At 59.8% G+C, this 20,941-nt stretch carries 16 protein-coding genes; 9 read left to right on the forward strand and 7 right to left on the reverse strand.

The window, feature by feature from the left end:
- Positions 1–19: 19 nt before the first annotated feature.
- Positions 20–805, reverse strand: coding sequence for a siderophore-interacting protein (locus PSH57_RS05500; protein WP_305388279.1), 786 nt, complete (start codon positions 803–805; stop codon positions 20–22).
- 421 nt (positions 806–1,226) lie between these two features.
- Here PSH57_RS05500 and PSH57_RS05505 point away from each other — a divergent pair, with 421 nt between their 5' ends.
- The 7 genes from PSH57_RS05505 (at position 1,227) to PSH57_RS05535 (ending at position 8,243) form a co-directional block, all read left to right on the forward strand.
- Positions 1,227–1,712, forward strand: coding sequence for a CS1 type fimbrial major subunit (locus PSH57_RS05505; RefSeq protein WP_305388281.1), 486 nt, complete (start codon positions 1,227–1,229; stop codon positions 1,710–1,712).
- A gap of 126 nt (positions 1,713–1,838) precedes the next feature.
- Entirely contained in the window at positions 1,839–4,370 is a 2,532-nt protein-coding gene (locus tag PSH57_RS05510) for a CS1-pili formation C-terminal domain-containing protein (RefSeq protein ID WP_305416400.1), read from the forward strand.
- 150 nt (positions 4,371–4,520) lie between these two features.
- Positions 4,521–5,768 carry a hypothetical protein gene (locus PSH57_RS05515; RefSeq protein WP_305388283.1) on the forward strand — a complete coding sequence of 416 codons (1,248 nt, stop codon included), beginning with the start codon at positions 4,521–4,523 and terminating at the stop codon, positions 5,766–5,768.
- 60 nt (positions 5,769–5,828) lie between these two features.
- Positions 5,829–6,572, forward strand: coding sequence for a molecular chaperone (locus PSH57_RS05520; RefSeq protein WP_305390299.1), 744 nt, complete (start codon positions 5,829–5,831; stop codon positions 6,570–6,572).
- 44 nt (positions 6,573–6,616) lie between these two features.
- Positions 6,617–7,099 carry a CS1 type fimbrial major subunit gene (locus tag PSH57_RS05525; protein ID WP_305388285.1) on the forward strand — a complete coding sequence of 161 codons (483 nt, stop codon included), beginning with the start codon at positions 6,617–6,619 and terminating at the stop codon, positions 7,097–7,099.
- A gap of 89 nt (positions 7,100–7,188) precedes the next feature.
- Positions 7,189–7,677, forward strand: coding sequence for a CS1 type fimbrial major subunit (locus PSH57_RS05530; protein WP_305388288.1), 489 nt, complete (start codon positions 7,189–7,191; stop codon positions 7,675–7,677).
- 80 nt (positions 7,678–7,757) lie between these two features.
- Positions 7,758–8,243 (forward strand): CS1 type fimbrial major subunit, encoded by a 486-nt coding sequence (locus PSH57_RS05535; RefSeq protein ID WP_305416402.1) that lies wholly within the window; start codon positions 7,758–7,760, stop codon positions 8,241–8,243.
- Between the two features lie 21 nt (positions 8,244–8,264).
- Here PSH57_RS05535 and PSH57_RS05540 read toward each other — a convergent pair whose 3' ends face one another.
- Complete coding sequence (locus PSH57_RS05540) at positions 8,265–11,372, reverse strand: transglycosylase domain-containing protein (RefSeq protein ID WP_305416404.1); 3,108 nt, start codon at positions 11,370–11,372, stop codon at positions 8,265–8,267.
- Between the two features lie 240 nt (positions 11,373–11,612).
- Positions 11,613–12,071, reverse strand: coding sequence for an REP-associated tyrosine transposase (locus PSH57_RS05545; protein WP_305388293.1), 459 nt, complete (start codon positions 12,069–12,071; stop codon positions 11,613–11,615).
- 587 nt (positions 12,072–12,658) lie between these two features.
- Between PSH57_RS05545 and PSH57_RS05550 the strand changes: the two genes are divergently transcribed.
- A complete protein-coding gene (locus PSH57_RS05550) occupies positions 12,659–14,080 on the forward strand; it encodes an amino acid permease (RefSeq protein ID WP_305388295.1) in 1,422 nt (473 codons plus the stop codon).
- Positions 14,081–14,628: 548 nt separating this feature from the next.
- Positions 14,629–14,925, forward strand: coding sequence for a hypothetical protein (locus PSH57_RS05555; RefSeq protein WP_305388296.1), 297 nt, complete (start codon positions 14,629–14,631; stop codon positions 14,923–14,925).
- Positions 14,926–14,933: 8 nt separating this feature from the next.
- Here the strand turns inward: PSH57_RS05555 and PSH57_RS05560 are convergent, their stop codons facing one another.
- From PSH57_RS05560 to PSH57_RS05575, 4 genes are all read right to left on the reverse strand, one after another.
- Positions 14,934–16,553, reverse strand: coding sequence for an FMN-binding glutamate synthase family protein (locus PSH57_RS05560; protein WP_305388298.1), 1,620 nt, complete (start codon positions 16,551–16,553; stop codon positions 14,934–14,936).
- A gap of 214 nt (positions 16,554–16,767) precedes the next feature.
- Positions 16,768–18,174: an ATP-binding protein gene (locus tag PSH57_RS05565; RefSeq protein ID WP_305388299.1), complete on the reverse strand. Its 1,407-nt coding sequence runs from the start codon at positions 18,172–18,174 to the stop codon at positions 16,768–16,770.
- On the reverse strand, positions 18,167–19,972 hold the full coding sequence (locus PSH57_RS05570; RefSeq protein ID WP_305388301.1) for a DAHL domain-containing protein: 1,806 nt from the start codon (positions 19,970–19,972) through the stop codon (positions 18,167–18,169). Before PSH57_RS05570 ends, PSH57_RS05565 begins: the two co-directional genes overlap by 8 nt.
- On the reverse strand, positions 19,969–20,928 hold the full coding sequence (locus PSH57_RS05575) for a cytochrome-c peroxidase (protein ID WP_305388302.1): 960 nt from the start codon (positions 20,926–20,928) through the stop codon (positions 19,969–19,971). The genes PSH57_RS05570 and PSH57_RS05575 overlap by 4 nt, the downstream gene beginning before the upstream one ends.
- Positions 20,929–20,941 lie beyond the last annotated feature (13 nt).

Below are 20,941 nucleotides of genomic sequence, written 5' to 3' on the forward strand. Positions count from 1 at the left end.
GGGGCCAGTGAACGGCCCCTCATTCGTCGTCGCTGCCGTCCGCCTTCCAGTAACCCACGGCCTTCACGAAGTCTTGGTCCAGGCCTTTGTCTTCCAGCAACACCTTGCGAATCTGCCGCGACACCTTGCTTTCGGTCGCGACCCAGGCGTACAGCTTGCCGCCGGGTATTTGCAGCTGTTGCACGGTGGCCAGCAGGGTGTTCTGGCGGCCTTCGCGCAGTACCCAGATCACGTGTACCTGCGCCGGGCTCTGGAGGACTTGCTGTTCGGCGCCGTTCTCCACTTCCACCACCACCAGGGCACGCCGGTTGGGCGCCAGGCCTTCGAGGCGGCGGGCGATGGCGGGCAGGGCGGTTTCGTCGCCGATCAGCAGGTAGCTGTCGAAGATGTCCGGCACGATCATCGAGCCCCGTGGTCCGGCGATGTGGAGGTATTGCCCGGGCGTTGCCTGGGCCGCCCAGGTCGCGGCAGGGCCGTCGCCGTGGAGCACGAAGTCGATGTCCAGCTCCAGGGTGTTCAGGTCGTAGCGGCGCGGGGTGTAGTCGCGCATCTCGGGCATCGGGCCCTGGGCCTTGCCGGCGCTGGGATTGAAGTTTTCCAGGGCGGCGTGTTCCTCGGCGTTCTGCGGGAACAGCAGCTTCACGTGATCGTCCGTGCCGAGGCTGACGAACCCGGCCAGTTCCGGCCCGCCGACGGTGATACGGCGCATGCGTGGGGTCAGGTCCTCAACCCGCAGCACTTGCAGGCGACGGCGTTTGATCTCGTGGCTGACACGGTGAATGGTGTTTGGGTCGACTTCAGTCATTGGCTTGACTCCGGGACAGGTGGCTTTTGCAGTGCATGCCGCAGGTTATACACCGCGTCATGGATTTATGGGGACAATCAGGGCGGCGCAATGTGCGCTGGCTGGCTTCAATGCGCATCCGCCGCTCACCCAGCGCCACGACCGGGCTCTCAAGAGATAGACGTCTGGGCGTCTGCTCGTTTTAACGTTTAATAAATTCAATGTCAGTTGTTTCTTACATCCAAGCTTTTACTTCATAAAAAGTTGCGTCTTTTTCTTCGTTTCGTGTGCTGGATTTACTACACGCCTGTGGGAATGTGCCTGCTTATTTTTAATTAAAGAGAGTTGATCATGCTCCGGCGTTGAGGGTCACGCCGGGCTGTTGTTTGGCCAGGTCCTCAACCCTTCTTTTTTTATTGATTGCTAGGAACAGGTGTTAACCATGCTCAAACAATTCGTAACCGCCGCTTCCCTGACTGCCGCCGCCCTGAGCTCTTCGCTGGCATTCGCGCTCGATGATGCACGCTCCGCGATCCACATCAGTGCGAACATCCCGACCCAGCAGTTCCACGTGCAGCCACGTGACCCGAACTTCGGTAAGGATGAAATCATGAGCTACAACACGGTCAGCGGCACCTTGACTTCGTTGCGCCAGACCTTCGACGTGAAGAACACCGAAGGTTCGGTCCACGCCTACATCGAGGGTGGCCCGGCGGCGCTGTACAACGGTCGTGACTCCATTGCCCTGACCACCAACTTCAATGGCGTCACCCTGACCGCCATCGCTCAGGAAGTGGTCGACGATGCAGCGTCCACGCCTGGCACCCAGGCTGACATGACCATCGCCGCAGCCACACCCCTGGCTACCCAGAACGGCCTGTACACCGCCGACATGACCGTGATCTTCGACGCCGTGCCGCGCCCGTGATGCCCGTCGATGCCCGGTGAGTTTCAGCTCATTCCACGGGCATTGCCGCAGGCCGTCCGGCGCTCCCCAGCCGGGCGGCCAGCACCTGAAACACCCTGATCGCTCGCAGATTATGAGAATTCGTTGATGTTCCCGATGACGCCCATCGCGGGTGCGCTCGCGCTATTGTTGTGCGCGAATGCATTGGCCGCGCCGACTGCCCCCGGTACGACACCGAGAAGCCTGCTGTCCCAGGCCAAGGGCCTGCCGGCGGAGTTTGAATCGCACTTCTTCGATGTGCCTCTGGCGGTTCGTATTGAACTCAATCAACAGTACCTCGGCGAAGCCATGGTGGTCTTGACGCGGGATGATCGTATTACCCTGCTTGACTTCACCGACACGCAGGACAGCACGATAAAAGCTGTCGAGCGCGAGCAATGGGCACAGCATCTCAAACAAGGACAAGTATTGGGCGCCTGTGAAGGCCGCTGTCCGTCAGGGCTGCTGGCCGTGCATTACAGCCTTGAAAATTCATTGGTGTCGATCCTGACCCGGGACGTGGAACGAGGCACCGAAATCAAGCGCTATTACGATCAACCGGAAGGCGGCAGTCTCGGTCTGATCTTCAACAACCAACTGAATATCAACGGTGGCCAAGAGCAGGACACAGGCGGGCGTTATGGCCTCAACGCCAGTTCCAGCGTGGGCAACTGGAGCCAGTCGCTGGACCTTCAGCTTTCACGTCTTGGCGGGCCGGACGACAAGCTGTACCACGCCGTCCATGAGCTCTACACCCAACGAGAGATGGAAGGGACTTTTTTCCGCCTGGGTTATTTCACGCCCAGCTCCGACGGCTTGAATCGGCAGATCCGTTCGTTCGGCGCCAACCCGGACACCGCGTTGGGGGTGATGTACGGCAGCTCCGACAGCCTGGCGATCGAAAATCCCAAACCCAGCGTCTACCCCATTTATGTCACCGCCAGCCGCCAGGCGTCGGTGGAGATTTACCGCAGTGGCCTGTTGATCAATACCCAGGCGGTCGCCTCCGGCTTGCAGAGTCTGGACACTCGGCCCTTGCCCGGCGGTATCTATGAAGTGGAAGTGCGGCTGATCGAGGACGGGCAAACCACCGCCACCAGCCAGGAACTGGTCTACAAACCCAGCAATTGGAGCAACGCCGAGGATCGCTGGCGCTACAACCTGTTCGCCGGGCGCGAAACCAGGCTCTGGAGCAACTGGGAAGACCAGCCCTCGGGGTTCACGACGGCGGGCATCGGCCTCAGCTACCTGTTGCATCCCCGAGTGATCCTGGGCGCTTCCACGCGTCAGGTGCAGGACAAACTGCAAGTGGGCACCTCGGTGGACTGGACGCTGGCGGGCAACACCAGCCTGTACGCCAACGTCTATCAAACCCAGCAGTACGGCACCGGCATGGACTTGCAAGGCCTGTACAGTTACGGCAATGGCAGCGTGGTGGCCAGCCACAACCGCAGTTGGCTGGACACCCGCAACACCTATGAAACCCTGCCGGATGGCACCCGTATCCGTCAGCGCAATGTGTTCGTCGGCCATACCAGCAACTCGTCGCTGTCGGTCAACCATCGCTTGAGCAACAAGACCTCCATCAACGGACGGCTGGCCTACAGCGAGGGTAATGTCCAGGGCACCGGCCTGGACCTGGGTTGGACCCAGCGCGGCAAGCTGCGTGGCAGCGATGCCAACTGGCGGCTTTCAGTGTTCGACCGCCCCGGCACCTCGAGTACCGCCGACCGGCGCAATCGCGGCGTCGACCTGAGCGTTAGCGTCGCCCTGGGCGGGCCGGGTGAGTACTGGTCGGGCAGCCTCGGCACCCGTACCTCGCGGGACGGCGATCGGGACCACAATGCCTCGCTGACCTATCGCCGAAATCTGCAAGACCACGTGCTGCAAAGCGTCTCCGCCACGGCGCTGGCCGACACCTATGGCGTGGGCCTGTCCGGCATCGCCAGCTTCATGACCGACTCGCTTTACGGCGACGGTTTCATTCAGCGCTCGTCCTATAACGACAACCTCACCGGCGGCCTGAACCTGAGCAGCACCGTGGCCGTGGGCGGCCAGAAAGCGGCCTTCACCGGCCTGCCCCAAGGGCGTGGCGCGGGCATGATCGTCGATGTGGAAACCGATCTGGACAATGTCGTCCTGCGCGCTGATGACTTGACCGGCGGCAGCAGCGCGTTGCGTCCGGGCCGTAACTTCGTCCCCATCACTGCTTATAAAAACAGCATGGTGACCTTCGACTTCGACGGCGTGCATCCGCCAGCGGCGAACATCGAGCCTTCACGCATCCGTTATCACCTGAATAAGGGCGGCGTGGACTACCGCAAGATCAGCGTGATGAAAACCGTGACCGTGCTCGGGCGTTTGCTGGACGGGCAGGGCCAGCCGCTTCGGGGCCACCACGTGATCAACCACGCCAGTCGCGGCATCAGCGAGGTGGACGGGTTCTTCTCCATGGAAATGAATACCGGCTCGCCCACCCTGGAAGTGCGCTACGGCAACGAGTTGTTTTGCCGGTTCCGCCTCGACCCGGACAACACCGGCCGCGAAGGCGATGTGTTGATGATCGGTGATTTGCGCTGCACGCCCGACACCCTGGCCGATACGACGCTGGCCGAGGCTGGGACGAAGCAGCGCTCATGAGATCCGTGGGAGCAAAGCTTGCTCGCGATGAACGATAACGCCGTTCACCTGAAGACTGGGGCGCCTGCATCGCGGGCAAGCCTTGCTCCCACAGGTGAATTGCTCACCACCTATTTGCAGTGATCTGTCTTGATGCATGAGGTTGTAAAAATGAAACCCTTATCGGTTGCAGTGCGCAGCGTGGTCTCGCTGTTGTTGTTTGCGTTTGTGCCTGCGGCCAACGCCTTGACCCAGGACATCAGTGCATTGTTCAGGCCTGATCCATCGAAACCCAATGAGAATACTTTTCTCAATACCACGCCTATTAGTGGTTACTGCGCACAATATCCGTCGGAATGCAGGGCAACAAAGATGTTCAGCATTCGGTTGCCCTTTATCTTCAATTCGACCAGTCCTATTCAAGCCAACCATGGGGATGCTCGACAGGGCGCGATGTTTAAACTCCCTACCACTTGGCGCACGACACAGGTGACCCATTCAGCGACCGGTGAAACTGAGGTCGTTGAAGTGCGCTGGTCCGGTATAGGTTCGACATACCGACTCTCTGGTAACGCCATCGACTTGGTAGGTGGCGGCGTGTCGCTTTTGATCGCTCATCAACGGTTATGGAGCGGCCTTAGTTGGGTATATGCCCCCACGCCTTGTAGATACAGCGGTATAGGGTTGTATACCAATACAGACTACACCTTCTTCTGGAAAACCCCGGTAGAGGGCGTGTGTGCAAAAGGGGCCAATTATTTGATCCCTGGCTTTTCTTACCGCTATCTGGACTTTGCCTACGAACTGCGAACCCCCAACCCACTGAAAATGTCCTCCGGCCAATACACCGGATCACTGACCTATAGCGTCGGGCCGGGGCAGGACATTGACATGGGCGATGTCATGCTCCCCAACGATTCAGCACTTACGCTCAACTTCAAACTCGACGTCGAGCACACCCTCAAGGTCGAAGTCCCCCCTGGTGGCAACCGGGTCGAACTGGTGCCCCAGGAGGGCTGGCAATCCTGGCTGAACAGCGGCCGCACACCAACCCGGTTGTTCCGTGACCAACGCTTCCATATCTCCGCCTCTTCCCGTTTCAAGATGGCGCTCGAATGCCAAATCATCAGCGGCAATACCTGCGCGATCTCCGAAGCTGGTAGCGGTCATGCCGTGCCGGTGGAGGTCAGCGTCAGCCTGCCTGAAGGTTTGACCGATGCCGTCGGGCAACCGGTCAACCGTCGCCGGTTACTGCGTGACGGCAGCGGTACCGAACTGTTCCAGCCAGGTTTCTATGTCGATCGCCGGCCGGGCACCCTGCACTTTGAAGTGGCCCGCAACAGCGTCGAAGAGATGCTGGACAGCGGTGCCAAGGCCTATACCGGCAACGTCACGGTGATCTGGGATTCGGAAGTCTGAGTGGCCTTAAGGCCAGCTGTGTTCAGTGAGTTACGTTTAATGCATGAGGTTAAAGAAGTGATGAAACATCTATGGGCATGGGTTGGGTTCTATCTGTTTTGCGGCGTGGCCCAGGCCGGGCCGCAGATTGGTGTCGGGGTGGTCTACGACTACCTCGAAGGCGACAAAAGCACCTACATGAAACGGGTGTTCAACGGCGGCACCTCCACGGCATTCGTCAAGGTCAACATCCTGGAAATGATCTACAACGAGGACGGTACGTATCAGGAAGTGCCGTTGCAGAACCAGGCCAGCGCCATGGCCAAGGACGGCCTGATGGCCAGCCCGGCGCGGCTGATCGTGCCGGCCAACGGCATGCAGGGCACAAGGTTGCTGTTCATGGGCAACCGCGACAAGGAGCGTTACTTCCGGGTGCGTTTCGTGCCGGTGGTGCCGGAAGCGGAGGACGAGTTTGCCATCAGTGCGCAGGAGCGCGAAGAGTACAAAAAGGAACGTGTGGCGGCGGGGCTCAAGGTCCTGGCGGGCTACGGCACGGTGTTTTTTGTACGACCCAAGAACACCCGTTTCGAGACCGTGATCGATGACAGCGCCAGTCATTACCTGATGCGCAACAACGGCAATAGCGTTCTGGTGATCGATGAGTTCAAGGATTGTGCCGCGAAGAAAGAAAACGACTGCCGGCCGACCACCAAGCACCACGTCATGGCCGGTCGCACGTTTTCGTTCGACAAGGAGGCGGGGCGTGAATATCGCTTCACGCTGATCGAGGGCGGCCAGAGCAAGGCCGTCGAGATCAAGGGTTGACGGTTGCCGTCGCCGAACCGTCGTTGACGCCACAGGTAATCAATATGTTCAAGACACTGCTACGCCCCCTCGCATTGACCGCTCTGATATGGCCCTGGAGCCCGGCGTGGGGGGCGGTCGAACGGGAAACCTTCGAACTCTACGTGACCATCCCGACGCTCGACTTCTATGTACTGCCCCTCGACCCGCAGTGGGTCCAGCGTGAACAACGCTTGCCGTTCAGCACCATCACCAACGAGCTCAGCCCGTTGCGGGCGACCTACGAGGTGAAGAACAGCAACGGTGCCATCGGTGCGCGCCTGGGCGAAGAGGCTTACTTATCCAATGGCCGTGACCGTATCGACCTGCGGGTGAGGTTCAACAACGTCGAGTTGAGCCTGGATTCAGCCCACGTGGTGTCAGCCATCGAGGCCCGGCCCGGACGCCAGGTGCCATTGGAAATCGCCGCCATCAAGCCCGCTGACGACTATAAGCCCGGCGACTACTACGGCACGGTGCACATGGTGTTCGATGCCATTGCGCCGTGAGGACCAAAAGCGTGGGGTAGGGCACCCGGTCGAATAAGGGCCGCAAGGTGGTCAACACTTCGTTTCGTTACTCTGAAAAGGTATCAAGCATGTTTAGAAAAATACGGTTCGTGATGACCCTTGCGGCCCTGAGTCCTGCACTGGTGTCGGCGGCTGATGATGCTCGCGCAGCCATTCATATCACCGCGAACATTCCTAACAAGCAGTTCCATGCGCAGCCGCGTAATCCGGACTTTGGCAAGGATGAGGTCATGCATTTCGATCCTGTGAACAGCCAACTGAGCCCGCTGCGCCAGACCTTCGATGTGAAGCACACCGATGGCTCGGTCCATGCCTACCTCGAGGGCGGCCGGGCGTTTTTGACCAACGGCAGCGACGCGATTCCCCTGCTCGTCAGGTTCAACAACATCTCCCTGACCGGCGTGTCCCAGGAAGTGGTGGATGACGCAACGTCCACGCCTGGCACCCAGGCGGACATGCTCATCATGGCCTCGGACAAGGTCTATGACGGTCAGCAAGGCCTGTACACCGCCGACTTGACCGTGATCTTCGACGCGGTGCCTCGCGTAACCCCTTGACTCGCACCGCGTCGCTGACCATCAGTGGCTTGCCACAAGGCGGTCTCCGCTTCGTTTTTTTACTCTGAAAGGTATCAAGCGTGTTTAAAAAAATAATATTCATGACAACTCTTGCGACCCTGAGTCCTTCTTGGGTGTCCGCGGCTGACGATGCTCGCGCAGCCATCCATATCACCGCGAACATTCCCAACAAGCAGTTCCATGTGCAGCCGCGCAATCCGGACTTCGGCAAGGATGAGGTCATGCATTTCAACCCGGTGACCAGAAAATTGACCCCGCTGCGCCAGACCTTCGATGTGAAGCACACCGAAGGTTCGGTTCATGCCTACCTTGATGGGCCATCCTTTCTGTACAACGGCTGGAACCCGATTCTCCTTCTCATCTCGTTCAACAACGTTGTACTGAACGCCACGCCGCAGGAAGTGGTGGATGACGCAACGTCCACGCCAGGTATGCAGGCCGAGATGGTCATCTCCGCGCCGATCCCGCTTACTCCCCTGCAGACAGGTTTGTACACAGGGGATATCACCGTGATCTTCGACGCGGTCCCTCGGGTTACCCTGTAACTCACCACGCCACGCCGTGACTCATTGCCGCGCCACCAGTGGTTTGCATTGGGTCTGGCTACCCGGTTGCAGGTACGGCGAGAGGAACGGCGCCATGCCCTTGAGCACCTGCACCGGCAAGGCCGAGGTGAATTTGAAGTTCTGCGCCGAAGCCCCCGGCACATAGGCGGTGAGGGTGCCGAAATGGCTGTCGCCGATGTAGAACACAAAGGTCGCGGTACGGTTGATCGACTTTGAGCTGATGACCCGCCCGCCGGCGCCAACGGCTTCGATGCGATTGTCGCCAGTGCCGGTCTTGCCACCCATCGACAACGGTGTGCCATCGGCCAGGGTGAAACTGCCGGCCACCCGTTTCGCGGTGCCGGCATCGACCACCTGGGACAACGCACTGCGCAAGGCCTGGGCCACTTCCACTGGCATCACCCGTTTGCCGTTATCCGGGTCGCTGATCAGCCGTGTTTCATACGGGGTATTGACGGCGAAGTCGAGGCTGTCGACGCGTAGCGCCGGGAGCCGGATGCCGTCGTTGAGGATGGTGCCCACCAGTTCCGCCAGGGCGGCGGGGCGGTCGCCGGAGCTGCCGATGGCGGTGGCCAGCGACGGCACCAGATGGTCGAACGGGTAGCCGACTTCCTGCCAGCGTTGGTGGATATCAAGGAAGGCTTCGACCTCCAGCATGGTCCGGATACGACTGTCGCGGGCGCTCTTGTGCCGGCTCTTGAACAGCCAGCTGTAGACCTCCTGGCGCTCGAACCGGCTGGCTTTGACGATCTGGCTGAACTTGGCATCGGGGTTGTTCAGCAGATAACCCACCAACCACAGGTCCAGTGGATGGACTTTGGCGATAAAACCTTGGTCGGGCAGGTCATAGCTGCCCGGGCCGTAGCTGCGGTAGAGCCGTTCCAGGCGTTCGTTGGTGAGCTTTTCGGCACTCTTGGCCGACTTGAGGTGCGAACGCACAAAGTGGTTGAAGCTCTCCTGGCTGTCGCCGGGAAAGAAGTAGCGGTGCACGGCGGCCAGGCGGATCGCGGTGGGGCGCATGCCGTCGAGGAACGTTTCGAGACGCTGGCCCGTGTCTTTTTTCTGGTATTTCTTCCAGAACTTGAGCAGGAACGTGGTGCCTTCGCGGTCGGCAAACTGGGCCAGGTACTCCTGGCGGCGCGGATTCTTGTCGTCCTTGAGCAGCTCCGAACTGCTGTCGGGACCCGCATACGTGGCGTAACGCACCAAGTCACGCATCAGGCGAATGAATGGCAGGTTGATCGACTCGCGCAGGGCGTCCCGCAAGGTGGGATTACGGCCGTTATCTTCTCTACGGAAATTATTGAAGGTGTGCAGCCCGCCACCGGTGAAAAACGCCTCGCCGGGGCTGGCTGAATAGGTACGATCCAGCGCCGCCTCAAGCATCGTCGGCAGGTTGCGATCGTTGTGCTGGATCAGGTAATCGACCGCCCAGCGGGAGAGACGGTCCTGGTCGGCGACCTCGGTTTTTTTCAATGTTGCCGGGGGCTCGTGGGCATAACGTTCGTGCAGTTCGGCGATGATCTGCAGGTAGGTGGTGAGCACCCGTAACTTGGCGGTGGAGCCCAGTTCCAGTTTGCTGCCTTCGTTGATATCGAAGGGTTGGTCGGTGCTGTCGGTCTGCACGCGCACGCGCGAGCCGTCCGGGGTCAACTCCAGCAGGGTGAAGCTGTAGCGCACCTGGGCGGTGCTGGTAGGCGTCAGCAGACGTTCGCCCATCAGGCCGATTTCGGTTGCGAACGCCGGGTCCGCCAAGCGCTTGAGGTAATCGGTGGCCTGGGTCTGCAAGTCGTTTTGCAAGGTGCTGGTGGCGGAGAGGTCCAGGCGGTCGAGGTCGTAGAACGAGCGGTTGAGCAGCGTGGCAAGACGACTGCGGGCGGCGCTGATGCCCTTGTTGATTTCGTTGGGTTGGAGGGTGGGTTGCTGCACCCAGTCGCGATAGCTGACCTTGCTTGCCAGGGTCGCCTCGGCCAGGGAGGCGTCGATCACGCCGTTCTGGGCCAGTAGCCGGACGTGGCTGTCGGTCAGGTGCGCCAGTTCGTCGCGGCCCTTGGACAAGTAATAGGACGGGCGACGCTGGGCGATCATCAACGACAGCATTTCCCGCAGGGCCAGGCCTTTTTCCGCGAGGCTGTCTGGGTCTGTCGCGCTGCTGGACAAGTGTTCGTTGGCACGCTTGAAATCGGCGCCGTACCAGACCCGCAAACCTTCGGCCATGCCGTGGACTTCGCCATGCCCCGGCACGGCAGAGAGCGGCACGCTGTTGAGGTAATCACGGATGACTTTCTGCCGTGCCTCAAGGGTCTGTGGGCCTGCCTGATAGGCACGCACACTGGCGGAAATCATCTGGCGGATTTTCTCCGCCCCCGACCCGGTGAGGCCATCGGCGGAGTGGCGGTATTTTTCCAGCTGCGTTGCCAGTGTGCTGCCCCCGGCGGACTGTCCCGGCAAACTCAGGAGCTTGGCCACCTGGGACCACGCCGCCATGCCGAAGCGCGGCCAGTCCACCGCCGGGTTGGCCTGGGGATGCTTGGGGTCAAGCAAAAAGCGGTTCTCGATGAACAACAGGCTTTGCACCACCACGGGGGGGATTGCCTCGAAGCTTGCGTACAGTTGCTGCGGGTACTTGAACTGGTACAAGGGCGCAACGCGGCAATCGGTGATGGTCAGGCCGGCCTGGATCTTTTCCACGTAGGGAGCGAACAGGCCTTTATCGACGTAGGTCATCAAGGCTGGGGAGAAACGTGCCTGGGCCTGGATCACGTAATCGCGCTTGAGCAACCGTGGCAGGAACTCATCCATCGAGCTGTAGCCCAACCGCCGGTCGAACGGGCCCGCCCCAGGGTAGACGATGGCGTCGCTGGGCCCCGGTTGCACCGAATAGGTCAGAGACGCGGCGTACCGGCTGATCTCCCGGGCCTGAAACCTGGACGTGCGCATTTCCTTGGCCACCGCCAGGCCGACCACCACTACGATAATCAACAGCAACAACCAGAACGCTCGCCAGCCATGCCCTGCTCGGCGTTTTTTTTGGGGTAAAGGTGCTTCTTCCATACGTTCAGTCGGGCCCACAGGTTTACTCGAATCGGTTTGCCATAACGCGCCCATAGTCGACTGATCCATTCACGCATTGATCGGGACTTGCTTGAAGCTTAGACGGTGGTGGCGCGGGCGGCGGGGAAATTGTGGACAAACCAATGTCATAGGCCGCGCCGACGATCCTCTGTGGCGAGGGGATTTATCCCCGTTGGGCTGCGCGGCAGTTCTTTTGAGGCATCCTCAATCCTCATTTGCGACTGCTGCGCAGTCGAGCGGGGATAAATCCCCTCGCCACAGGTGGCGGGGGCTTCAAAGCCATTCAGCGTTCCATAGGGGGTAATCGCCGATTCGATCCACCAGTCCTGCACGAAGTGGATTGGCAATGATGTAGCGGGCGAAGGGCAGCAGGTCTTCGTTGTCGCGGATCGCACGGTCGTGGAAGCCGTTTTGCCAGAGAGGGCCACAAGTCCCGGTCTTGCTGTTCACGCTATGGGTGCATCGAGCTTTCGTAGCACCGATGACCCGGCTTAGTTGGTTATCGATGAGTTGCAGCAGCCAATGGAAATGATCCGGCATGACCACCCAGGCCAAGGACTTTACCTGGCCTGAATCATTCGCGCGCTTGAGTTCGGCGACCAACAGTCTTCCAACTTTCCAGTCGGCAAAAACCGGCCGCCGACGATGAATAACCGCAGTCACCAGATAGGCTCGTCCATGCTCCGAATAACGTCCTCGACGCAGTAGGTGGGAATTGGGTCGTGGATGCATTCCTTGCTTCCTTTGATAGAGGGGGTGAATGCAGCTTAGTCATGGCGCCGTCGTTTCGAAGCTGAAACGTCCGAACGAATATTCCGAAACTTTCGTAGTCCCTGTGGCGAGGGGATTTATCCCCGTTGGGCTGCGCAGCAGCCCTTCTGAGAAGCATCCTCAATCTCCCAGACAATGCTCATGACCTTTTGCGCCTGCTGCGCAGTCGAGCGGGGATAAATCCCCTCGCCACAAGGGGCAGCGGTGCCCAAGAACCCTGCGCTAGAGCCATCGACATGTCCCTAGGCATGACGCTGCACCATCGCTGTGCAATACTCGGCGCCGTTTTATAAATTGGCTGTAATCCCAGGTAATACATCTCCATAAGGACGTATGTTGATGATGTTTATCCCTGATTTTTCCTGGTTTTACAGTGAAACTTTCTGCCTCTGGCTTTTTATACTGCACGGCCCGCTGATCCTGCGGCTTTTGTTCTACAGGACGGTCTGTCCACAAAACAGACCGGTTTCGGCAAGGTGGCAGGCCTATCGGCTTGCGGCTTTGGAGACTCGGTGGTCAATCCAATAACAAAACGAGGTTGTATCCCTATGCCTGTCGGCAATCATCTGCCCCATGGCGAGACCGCTCAGGGTGGTCCGCTCAAACGTGAACTCGGCGAGCGGCATATCCGCTTGATGGCGCTCGGCGCCTGCATCGGTGTCGGGCTGTTTCTCGGCTCGGCCAAGGCCATTGAAATGGCCGGCCCGGCGATCATGTTGTCCTACATCATTGGCGGCCTGGCGATCCTGGTGATCATGCGCGCGCTCGGTGAGATGGCCGTGCACAACCCGGTGGCCGGTTCGTTCAGTCGTTATGCCCAGGACTACCTCGGGCCGCTGGCGGGCTTCCTGACCGGCTGGAATTACTGGTTCCTGTGGCTGGTCACCTGCGTGGCGGAAATCACCGCGGTGGCGGTGTACATGGGCATCTGGTTCCCCGATGTGCCCCGCTGGATCTGGGCCCTGGCGGCGCTGATCAGCATGGGCTCGATCAATCTGATCGCGGTCAAGGCTTTCGGTGAATTCGAATTCTGGTTCGCCCTGATCAAGATCGTGACCATCATTGCCATGGTCATCGGCGGCGTCGGCATCATCGCCTTCGGGTTCGGCAACGACGGCGTGGCCCTGGGCATTTCCAACCTCTGGGCGCACGGCGGTTTCATGCCCAACGGCATGCAGGGTGTGCTGATGTCCCTGCAAATGGTGATGTTCGCCTACCTGGGCGTGGAGATGATCGGTCTGACCGCCGGTGAGGCGAAGAACCCGCAGAAAACCATTCCCAACGCCATCGGTTCGGTGTTCTGGCGGATCCTGCTGTTCTACGTCGGTGCGTTGTTCGTGATCCTGTCGATCTACCCCTGGAACGAGATCGGCACCCAGGGCAGCCCGTTCGTGATGACCTTCGAGCGCCTGGGTATCAAGACTGCCGCCGGCATCATCAACTTCGTGGTGATTACCGCGGCGCTGTCGTCCTGCAACGGCGGCATCTTCAGCACCGGGCGGATGCTCTACAGCCTGGCGCAGAACGGCCAGGCCCCGGCCGGTTTTGCCACCACCTCGGCGAACGGCGTGCCGCGTCGCGCGTTGCTACTGTCTATCGCCGCGCTGCTGCTGGGGGTGCTGCTCAACTACCTGGTGCCGGAGAAAGTCTTCGTCTGGGTGACCTCCATCGCTACCTTCGGCGCGATCTGGACCTGGGTGATGATCCTGCTGGCCCAGCTCAGATTCCGCAAAGGCCTGAGCGCTTCAGAGCGTGCGGCGCTCAAGTATCGCATGTGGCTGTACCCGGTCAGTTCGTACCTGGCGTTGGCATTTCTGGTGCTGGTGGTGGGCCTGATGGCGTACTTCCCGGATACCCGCGTGGCCCTGTATGTGGGCCCGGCGTTCCTGGTGCTGCTGACGGTGTTGTTTTATACCTTCAAGTTGCAGCCCACGGGTGATGTTCAGGGCTCGATGGATACCGCTTCATAAACTGCCGGCAATAAAACGAAAAGCCCCGGTCGGATGATCGTAATGCTGTTCACTTAAGGAAATGGCGCTTTCTGAGGGAGAGTCGTTTTCTTTTGGGGTGGGTTGGACTGGATTGGATTGGATTGGGTACATATCCGTTGCTGCGGTAACGGCAACTTAAGGTTTCGCCCTGACGGCGAGTCACTTTTGGAAGAGCCGGGAGCCGGACCTGCCAAAAGTAACCAAAAGCGCTTTGCCCCACCACTTGGCACCTCGCCTAGGCTCGGTGTGCCCGAGATCAACGTCCACCTCGAGGCGGCCTGAGAGCCGACCTGGTTCTCCCGGTCATACACCCATCAGAACTGTGGGAGCAAAGCTTGCTCGCGATGGCGGTGGCTCAGTCACATGGATGTTGGGTTTGCTGGCCTTATCGCGAGCAAGCTTTGCTCCCACAGGTGATCTTGGGTGTGCATGAGTTCTGTGTTCACTGCGGCCCTTCGCGGCGGGCCCACGGAGCAATGCCTTCGTTCGGGCACACCGAGCCTAGGCGAGGTGCCAAGTGGTGGGGCATGAGCGCTTTGGTTACTTTCGCCTGGGCCGGCTTCCGGATTTTCGAAAGTGACCCGCCGTCAGGGCGGAACCCTAAGCAGCCGTTACCGCAGCAACGGATATGCACACTACCCGTCTGGAAAAAGGCGAGTAGATTTTTCAAAAAAAACGAAAAACAAAAAACAAAAAAACGGCGCTTTTCATTGCTGAAACAAGCGCCGTTTTTCCTAAGTGAACAGCATTGCGGTCGGATGATCGGGGCTTTTTTTCGCAAGGGGATATCCCCTGTACCAGTGGATATCCTTTCTGGTACCTGATGTGCCCGTCAAGCGGCGGCGACGTCCTGCGGCTCAAAACTGTCCGCCCGCGCCATCTGCCACATCCGCGAATAAAACTCCCCATTGACCTCACCGGTCAGCAATTCCCCTGGTTTCAAGAACACATGCAACTGGGAAAACAGCTTGATTTCCGTGGCGGACATGCGTCGTACCAGATGTTTGGGTTGCAGTTGCGAAGGATGGTCGAGGCCGGCGGCGGCGAGCATTTCGGCCAAGGCCTTGAGGGTGTTGCGGTGGAAGTTGTAGACCCGCTGCGCTTTGTCCGGCACGACCAGGGCGCGTTGGCGCAAGGTGTCCTGGGTGGCGACGCCGGTAGGGCATTTGTTGGTATGACAGCTTTGGGACTGGATGCAGCCGATCGCGAACATGAAGCCCCGCGCGGCGTTGGCCCAGTCGGCACCGATGGCCAGTACGCTGGCGATGTCGAAGGCGCTGACGATTTTACCGCTGGCGCCGAGCTTGATCTTGTCCCGCAGGTTCAGGCCCACCAGGGTGTTGTGGACAAACAGCAGGCCCTCGCGCAATGGCACGCCAATGTGGTCGGTGAACTCCACCGGCGCTGCACCTGTACCGCCTTCCTTGCCGTCCACCACGATGAAGTCGGGCAAAATTCCGGTTTCCAGCATGGCCTTGGCAATGCCCATGAACTCCCAGGGGTGGCCCAGGCAGAACTTGAAACCCACTGGTTTGCCACCGGACAGTTCACGCAGTTGCTGGACGAATTGCATCAGTTCGATCGGTGTGGAGAAAGCACTGTGGCGTGACGGTGAAACGCAGTCCTCGCCCATGAGGATGCCACGGGTTTCGGCGATTTCCCGGGTGACCTTGTGCTTGGGCAGAATTCCGCCATGGCCGGGTTTGGCGCCCTGGCTCATCTTGATTTCAATCATCCGCACCTGCGGATTCTGCGCTTGGGCGGCGAAGCGCTCAGGGTCGAAGCGACCTTCACGGGTGCGACAACCGAAATAGCCGCTGCCCAGTTCCCAGGTCAGGTCGCCGCCGTTTTCACGGTGATAGGGGCTGATGCTGCCTTCGCCCGTGTCGTGGGCGAAATTGCCGAGCTTGGCGCCCTGGTTCAACGCCCGAATGGCGTTGGCGCTCAGGGAGCCGAAGCTCATGGCGGAGATGTTGAACACCGATGCTGAATACGGTTGGGTGCATTGCGGTCCGCCGACCATCACGCGAAAACCGCTGGGGTCGCTCAACGGAGCCGGGCGCATGGAATGCCCGATGAATTCGAAACCGGTCTGATAAACGTCGATCAGGGTGCCGAACGGTTTGTCGGCGCTTTCGTTCTTGGCCCGGGAGTACACCAGGGAACGCTGTGCGCGCGAGAAGGGCAGGGCGTCGCTGTCGGATTCGAGCAGGTACTGACGAATTTCCGGGCGGATGCCTTCGACCAGATAGCGGATATTGCCCAGGATCGGGTAGTTGCGACGCACGGCATGGCGGTTCTGCAGCAGGTCGAACAGTCCCAGCAGACTTAACAGCCCCGTTACCAGTGTGATCGGCCAGAGCCAGTCGTGGTTCAGGAACGGCAAGCTGGCGAGGGTGAACACCACACAGCCGGCAAAGAAGGCGTAACGACTCAGCAAAGACAGACTCATGCGGTTTCCTTGGGTTTGAGCGTTGGGTGGGGACGGGGCATTCTGCGCTGGCAGCGAAACGGCGGGCAACTGTGGCAAGGGAGTTTATCTGTGGCGAGGGGATTTATCCCTCGCCTGGGTGGGAGCAAAGCTTGCTCGCGAAACAGGCGCCTCGGTTTCTGAAAGACCGCATTGCCTCCATCGCGGGCAAGCCTTGCTCCAACACAGCGCCGTCTTAGCTTGCCTGTTTCATCTGCCGCACCGGCAACTCCACGCGGAAGGTGGTCCCCACGCCGACCTCGCTGCGCACTGTGATCTCGCCGTGGTGTTTTTTCACGATGCCGTAGGACAGTGACAGCCCCAACCCGGTGCCCTGGCCGACGGGTTTGGTGGTGAAGAACGGGTCGAAGATTTTTTGCAGTGTCTCAGGCGGCATGCCCGAGCCGGTATCGGCGACTTCGATCCATACGGTTTCGTCCTGCACGCCGTTGCGCAGGGTGATGGTGCCACGCTCGGGGCCGATGGCCTGGGCGGCGTTGACGATCAGGTTCATGATCACCTGGTTGATCTGCGACGGCAGGCATTCGACTTCCGGCAACGGGCTGTATTGCTTGACCACGTCGGCCTTGTACTTGATTTCATTGGCGACGATGTTCAGCGTCGAATCCAGGCCTTGTTGCAAATTGGCCATCTGCCATTCCTGGTTGGAGTCGACCCGGGAGAAGTCCTTGAGGTCCTTGACGATCTGCCCGACCCGGCTGATGCCGTCCTTGGACTCTTTGATCAGCAATGGAATGTCCTCGACGAGGAAGTCCAGCTCCACCTGCTCGCGCAGCTTCCTCAGATTGACCACCAGTTCCGGTGAGGCGATGGCCTGCTCGGCACTGTCATAGGCCTGGAGCATTTCCTGGAGTTTGCCAAAGTAGCCATCCAGGGCCCCCAGATTGGAAGAAATGAAACCGATCGGGTTGTTGATTTCGTGAGCGACCCCGGCCGCCAACTGGCCCAGCGAGGCGAGTTTTTCCGATTGGACCAACTGGCTTTCCAGCATCTTGCGTTCGTCGATTTCCATCTGCAGCAAAGAGCTGGCCTGTTTGAATGCCTGGGTCCGCTGCTCCACCAGTTCCTCGAGCTTGCTCATCTGCAATTGCGCGCGGGAGGTCATTTCCCACTTGGTGGTCAGGGTGTTGGCCATTTGCTGGACTTCGATGTTGTCGAAGGGTTTTTTCAGGATCAGCAGTCGGTCATGGCCATTGAGGCGGTCCAGCAGTTCGTCCCAGGAATAGTCCGAGTAGGCGGTGCAGACCACCACTTGCAACAGCGGGTCGTGCTTCCAGAGTTCCTCGATGGTTTTGGCGCCATCCCAGCCCTCGGGCATGCGCATGTCGACAAAGGCCAATGCATAAGGGCGCTCCGTGGTGAGCGCTTGTTGCAGTTTGCTCAGGCCTTCCTGGCCGCCGTAGGCCGAGTCGAGTTCGAATACGGTGCCGGCCGGTTTCGGTGCGTCGCCGAACAAGGCATTTTCCATGTCTTGCAGATCGGCATTGGCCTGATCCTCTGGAGTGAGGATCTTGCGGAAATCGTCATGGATGGCGGGTGTATCGTCGATCAACAGGATGCGGCGGTTGCTCAGACTATTCATGCTCACCTTCTGCGAGTTTCAAGGGCAGTTGTAACACGAACGTTGCTCCTGTGCCTGGTCCCTCGCTGTGAGCGGTGAGGTGGCCGTTCATTTCGATGGCCGCGAGCGCGCAGCTGTGCAAACCGAACCCGTGACCTTCCTTACGGGTGGTAAAACCATGGGCGAAGATACGCGTCATGTTTTCCGCCGGGATGCCTTCGCCTTCATCCTTGACGCTGATCTGCAGGGTTTCGTCATTGATGACCGTGGCCTTGAGGGTCATGTTCCGGGCGTGGTTGGAAACCCCCGCCATGGCGTATTTGGCGTTGCTGATCAGGTTGATCAGAATCAGCAGCAGGCGGTGCTTGTCGCCCAGAATCCGTGGCACGTTGCCGTATTCCTTGAGCACCGTCACGTGGTGGCGGGTCAGGGCGCCGGAGTTCATGCGCAGGGCGTCTTCAAGCAGTTCACTGACCACCAAAGGCTCCACCAGACAGTTGGCACCGGCATAGGATTGCTGGGTGGAGACGATATCCTTGATGTGGTCCACGCTCTTGCTCAACTGCGCCAGTTCGTCGGTAAGGCCTTGCTGTTCGAGCGCGATGGCCTCCACCAGTTGGTTCAGATAACCGGGCAACAGCTTGCCTTTTTCGTCTTCGGTGAGGAAGTGCCCCAGGTCGTGGGGGTGTTCATTGATCAGTTGCATCGCCTTGCCCAGCCCGAGGGCCTTGCTGCCGCGCAGCTTACGGCTGATCAGGTCGGCGGAGATGTTCACGCTGTTGAGTACGTTGCCCACGTTGTGCAGCACGTTGGTGGCAATCTCGGCCATGCCGGCCTGGCGGGCGGTGTCCATCAGTTCGCTCTGGGTGTCCTTGAGCTGGCGGGTGCGTTCTTCGACCCTTAGTTCCAGCTCGTCGTTGGCGGTTTGCAGGGCGTTGTTGACCCGTTTGGTTTCGGCGAAGCTGCGCATCAGCCGGATCGCCAGCCAGATCAGGATCAACACCAGGAACGTGGCGAAAACCAGCAGAAGAATGTGGTTGCGCTGATGCTTGGCGGCAGCTTTCTCCTGGTCTTTGTCCAAAAGGTGGGTGATGGTGTCCAGCCGACCGGCCACGGGAACGGCCTCGATTCCCATCAATAAGTCATTGACCCTGGGTTGTTCGCGCAGGATCAGCGCGATGTGCCTGCTCAGGATATCGACGGACTTCTGGAGACCCTCCGGCAGACGCTCCTTGTTGACGTCCAGCCGGTTCAGGCCCAGCAGCACTTCGGCGGCTTGCTCACGGGTGGTCAGATGGGCGAACTCCATGGCGCTGAGCAACAGGTCGTAGGTGTCGATGGCAACGTTTTGCAGCTGTAGTTTGTCGGTGTCCGAAAGCCGGGCGAACTGGGCCTGGATGTCATCTTCGGCGGTAGGCAGGAAGGCGAGGGAATTGCGCAGTACCGCATTGTGGGATTTGAATTTTTCCACCAGACGGGTTTTTTCCTTCACCGCCTTGAGGTATTCGTCGCGCTCCAGTTCCCAGCTTGACGGTGCATGGCGACCCGGTTCCGCTTCGATGGCGTCAAGGCGCTGCCACAGACGCGCCATCTCATTGAGCGGCGAGACCAGGGGGTCGTAATTGTGGCTCAGGGCGATCCGGGATTTAAGCACTTCGTTGTCCCAGATGGCGTCCTGCTGTTTGAGCAGGCGGATCAGGTCCCGGGATTCAATGTACGAGGCGGCCTGCTGCGTACCTGACCGGATGTAGATGAACAGCAGGACCGACACCAGCAAGAGGCCGAGCAATGCCAGGCCGAGGCGACGCAGGACGGTCATAGCGGCTTGCCCTCCCATTCCCCGGTGAGGGTCTTGAGGAATTCGACGATCAGTTCCGTGTCGTTCTTCAAGGGTTCACGGCCCAGTTGGTACTTGAACATCACTTCCACTGCGCGCTCCAGGGTGGGTGCTGACCCGTCGTGAAAGTACGGGGCGGTGACGGCGACGTTGCGCAGGCTCGGCACCTTGAAAACCTGGCGGTCATCCTCGTCGCCAGTGACATTGAAGCGGCCGTCGTCGGCCCGGGTAGGGTTGCCCCGGTCCTGGATGTAGTCGCCCATCACACCGAATTTCTGGAACATGTTGCCGCCGATGTTCACGCCCTGGTGGCAGGCGATGCAGCCGTATTCCTTGAAGCGCTGGTAACCGAACTTTTCCCGGGGCGTCAGGATGTCGGTATCGCCCAGCAGGTACTGGTCGAAGCGTGAGTTTGGGGTCAGCAGGGTGCGTTCATAGTCGGCCAGGGCTCCCTGGATGTTGGCCTGGGTCACGCCGTCGGGGTAGGCATCGTCAAAATCCCGGGCGTAGTCCGGGTCCTGGCCGATGCGCTTGAGCACCGCTTCCCAGGTACTGCCCATTTCCGCCGGGCTGGTCACGACGATGTGCACCTGTTCTTCCAGGGTGTCGACGCGGCCGTCCCAGAACTGATGGAAGTTCAGGCTGGCATTGAATACCGTAGGGGTATTGAACTCCACCGGTTTGCCGTCGAAGCCCGGGGAAAACTGTTTGTCGTCGGCACCACCCTTGTCCAGGCGATGGCAACTGGCGCAGGAGAGGGTGTTGTTGACCGACAGCCGCGGGTCGTTGAAAAGCCGCAGGCCCAACTGGACGCGCTTGGGGTCGAGAGTCGGAATGGGCGGCAGCGGCTTGAGCGGTTCATCCAATGGCTCGGCGTGAACGGCCACGCTCAATCCCACCAGCAGGCCGAGAGCCAGAATCAGTCCATGTGACGCCATGGGATGCTTTCCT

The sequence above is a fragment of the Pseudomonas hefeiensis genome (assembly GCF_030687835.1).
Lineage (GTDB): Bacteria > Pseudomonadota > Gammaproteobacteria > Pseudomonadales > Pseudomonadaceae > Aquipseudomonas > Aquipseudomonas hefeiensis.

Excerpts from the sequence above, each read along its gene's own strand:
- PSH57_RS05500 (WP_305388279.1), bottom strand. The coding sequence starts at position 805 with ATGACTGAAGTCGACCCAAACACCATTCACCGTGTCAGCCACGAGATC.
- PSH57_RS05505 (WP_305388281.1), top strand. The coding sequence starts at position 1,227 with ATGCTCAAACAATTCGTAACCGCCGCTTCCCTGACTGCCGCCGCCCTG.
- PSH57_RS05510 (WP_305416400.1), top strand. The coding sequence starts at position 1,839 with ATGTTCCCGATGACGCCCATCGCGGGTGCGCTCGCGCTATTGTTGTGC.
- PSH57_RS05515 (WP_305388283.1), top strand. The coding sequence starts at position 4,521 with ATGAAACCCTTATCGGTTGCAGTGCGCAGCGTGGTCTCGCTGTTGTTG.
- PSH57_RS05520 (WP_305390299.1), top strand. The coding sequence starts at position 5,829 with ATGAAACATCTATGGGCATGGGTTGGGTTCTATCTGTTTTGCGGCGTG.
- PSH57_RS05525 (WP_305388285.1), top strand. The coding sequence starts at position 6,617 with ATGTTCAAGACACTGCTACGCCCCCTCGCATTGACCGCTCTGATATGG.
- PSH57_RS05530 (WP_305388288.1), top strand. The coding sequence starts at position 7,189 with ATGTTTAGAAAAATACGGTTCGTGATGACCCTTGCGGCCCTGAGTCCT.
- PSH57_RS05540 (WP_305416404.1), bottom strand. The coding sequence starts at position 11,372 with ATGGGCGCGTTATGGCAAACCGATTCGAGTAAACCTGTGGGCCCGACT.
- PSH57_RS05545 (WP_305388293.1), bottom strand. The coding sequence starts at position 12,071 with ATGCATCCACGACCCAATTCCCACCTACTGCGTCGAGGACGTTATTCG.
- PSH57_RS05550 (WP_305388295.1), top strand. The coding sequence starts at position 12,659 with ATGCCTGTCGGCAATCATCTGCCCCATGGCGAGACCGCTCAGGGTGGT.
- PSH57_RS05555 (WP_305388296.1), top strand. The coding sequence starts at position 14,629 with ATGAGCGCTTTGGTTACTTTCGCCTGGGCCGGCTTCCGGATTTTCGAA.
- PSH57_RS05560 (WP_305388298.1), bottom strand. The coding sequence starts at position 16,553 with ATGAGTCTGTCTTTGCTGAGTCGTTACGCCTTCTTTGCCGGCTGTGTG.
- PSH57_RS05565 (WP_305388299.1), bottom strand. The coding sequence starts at position 18,174 with ATGAATAGTCTGAGCAACCGCCGCATCCTGTTGATCGACGATACACCC.
- PSH57_RS05570 (WP_305388301.1), bottom strand. The coding sequence starts at position 19,972 with ATGACCGTCCTGCGTCGCCTCGGCCTGGCATTGCTCGGCCTCTTGCTG.
- PSH57_RS05575 (WP_305388302.1), bottom strand. The coding sequence starts at position 20,928 with ATGGCGTCACATGGACTGATTCTGGCTCTCGGCCTGCTGGTGGGATTG.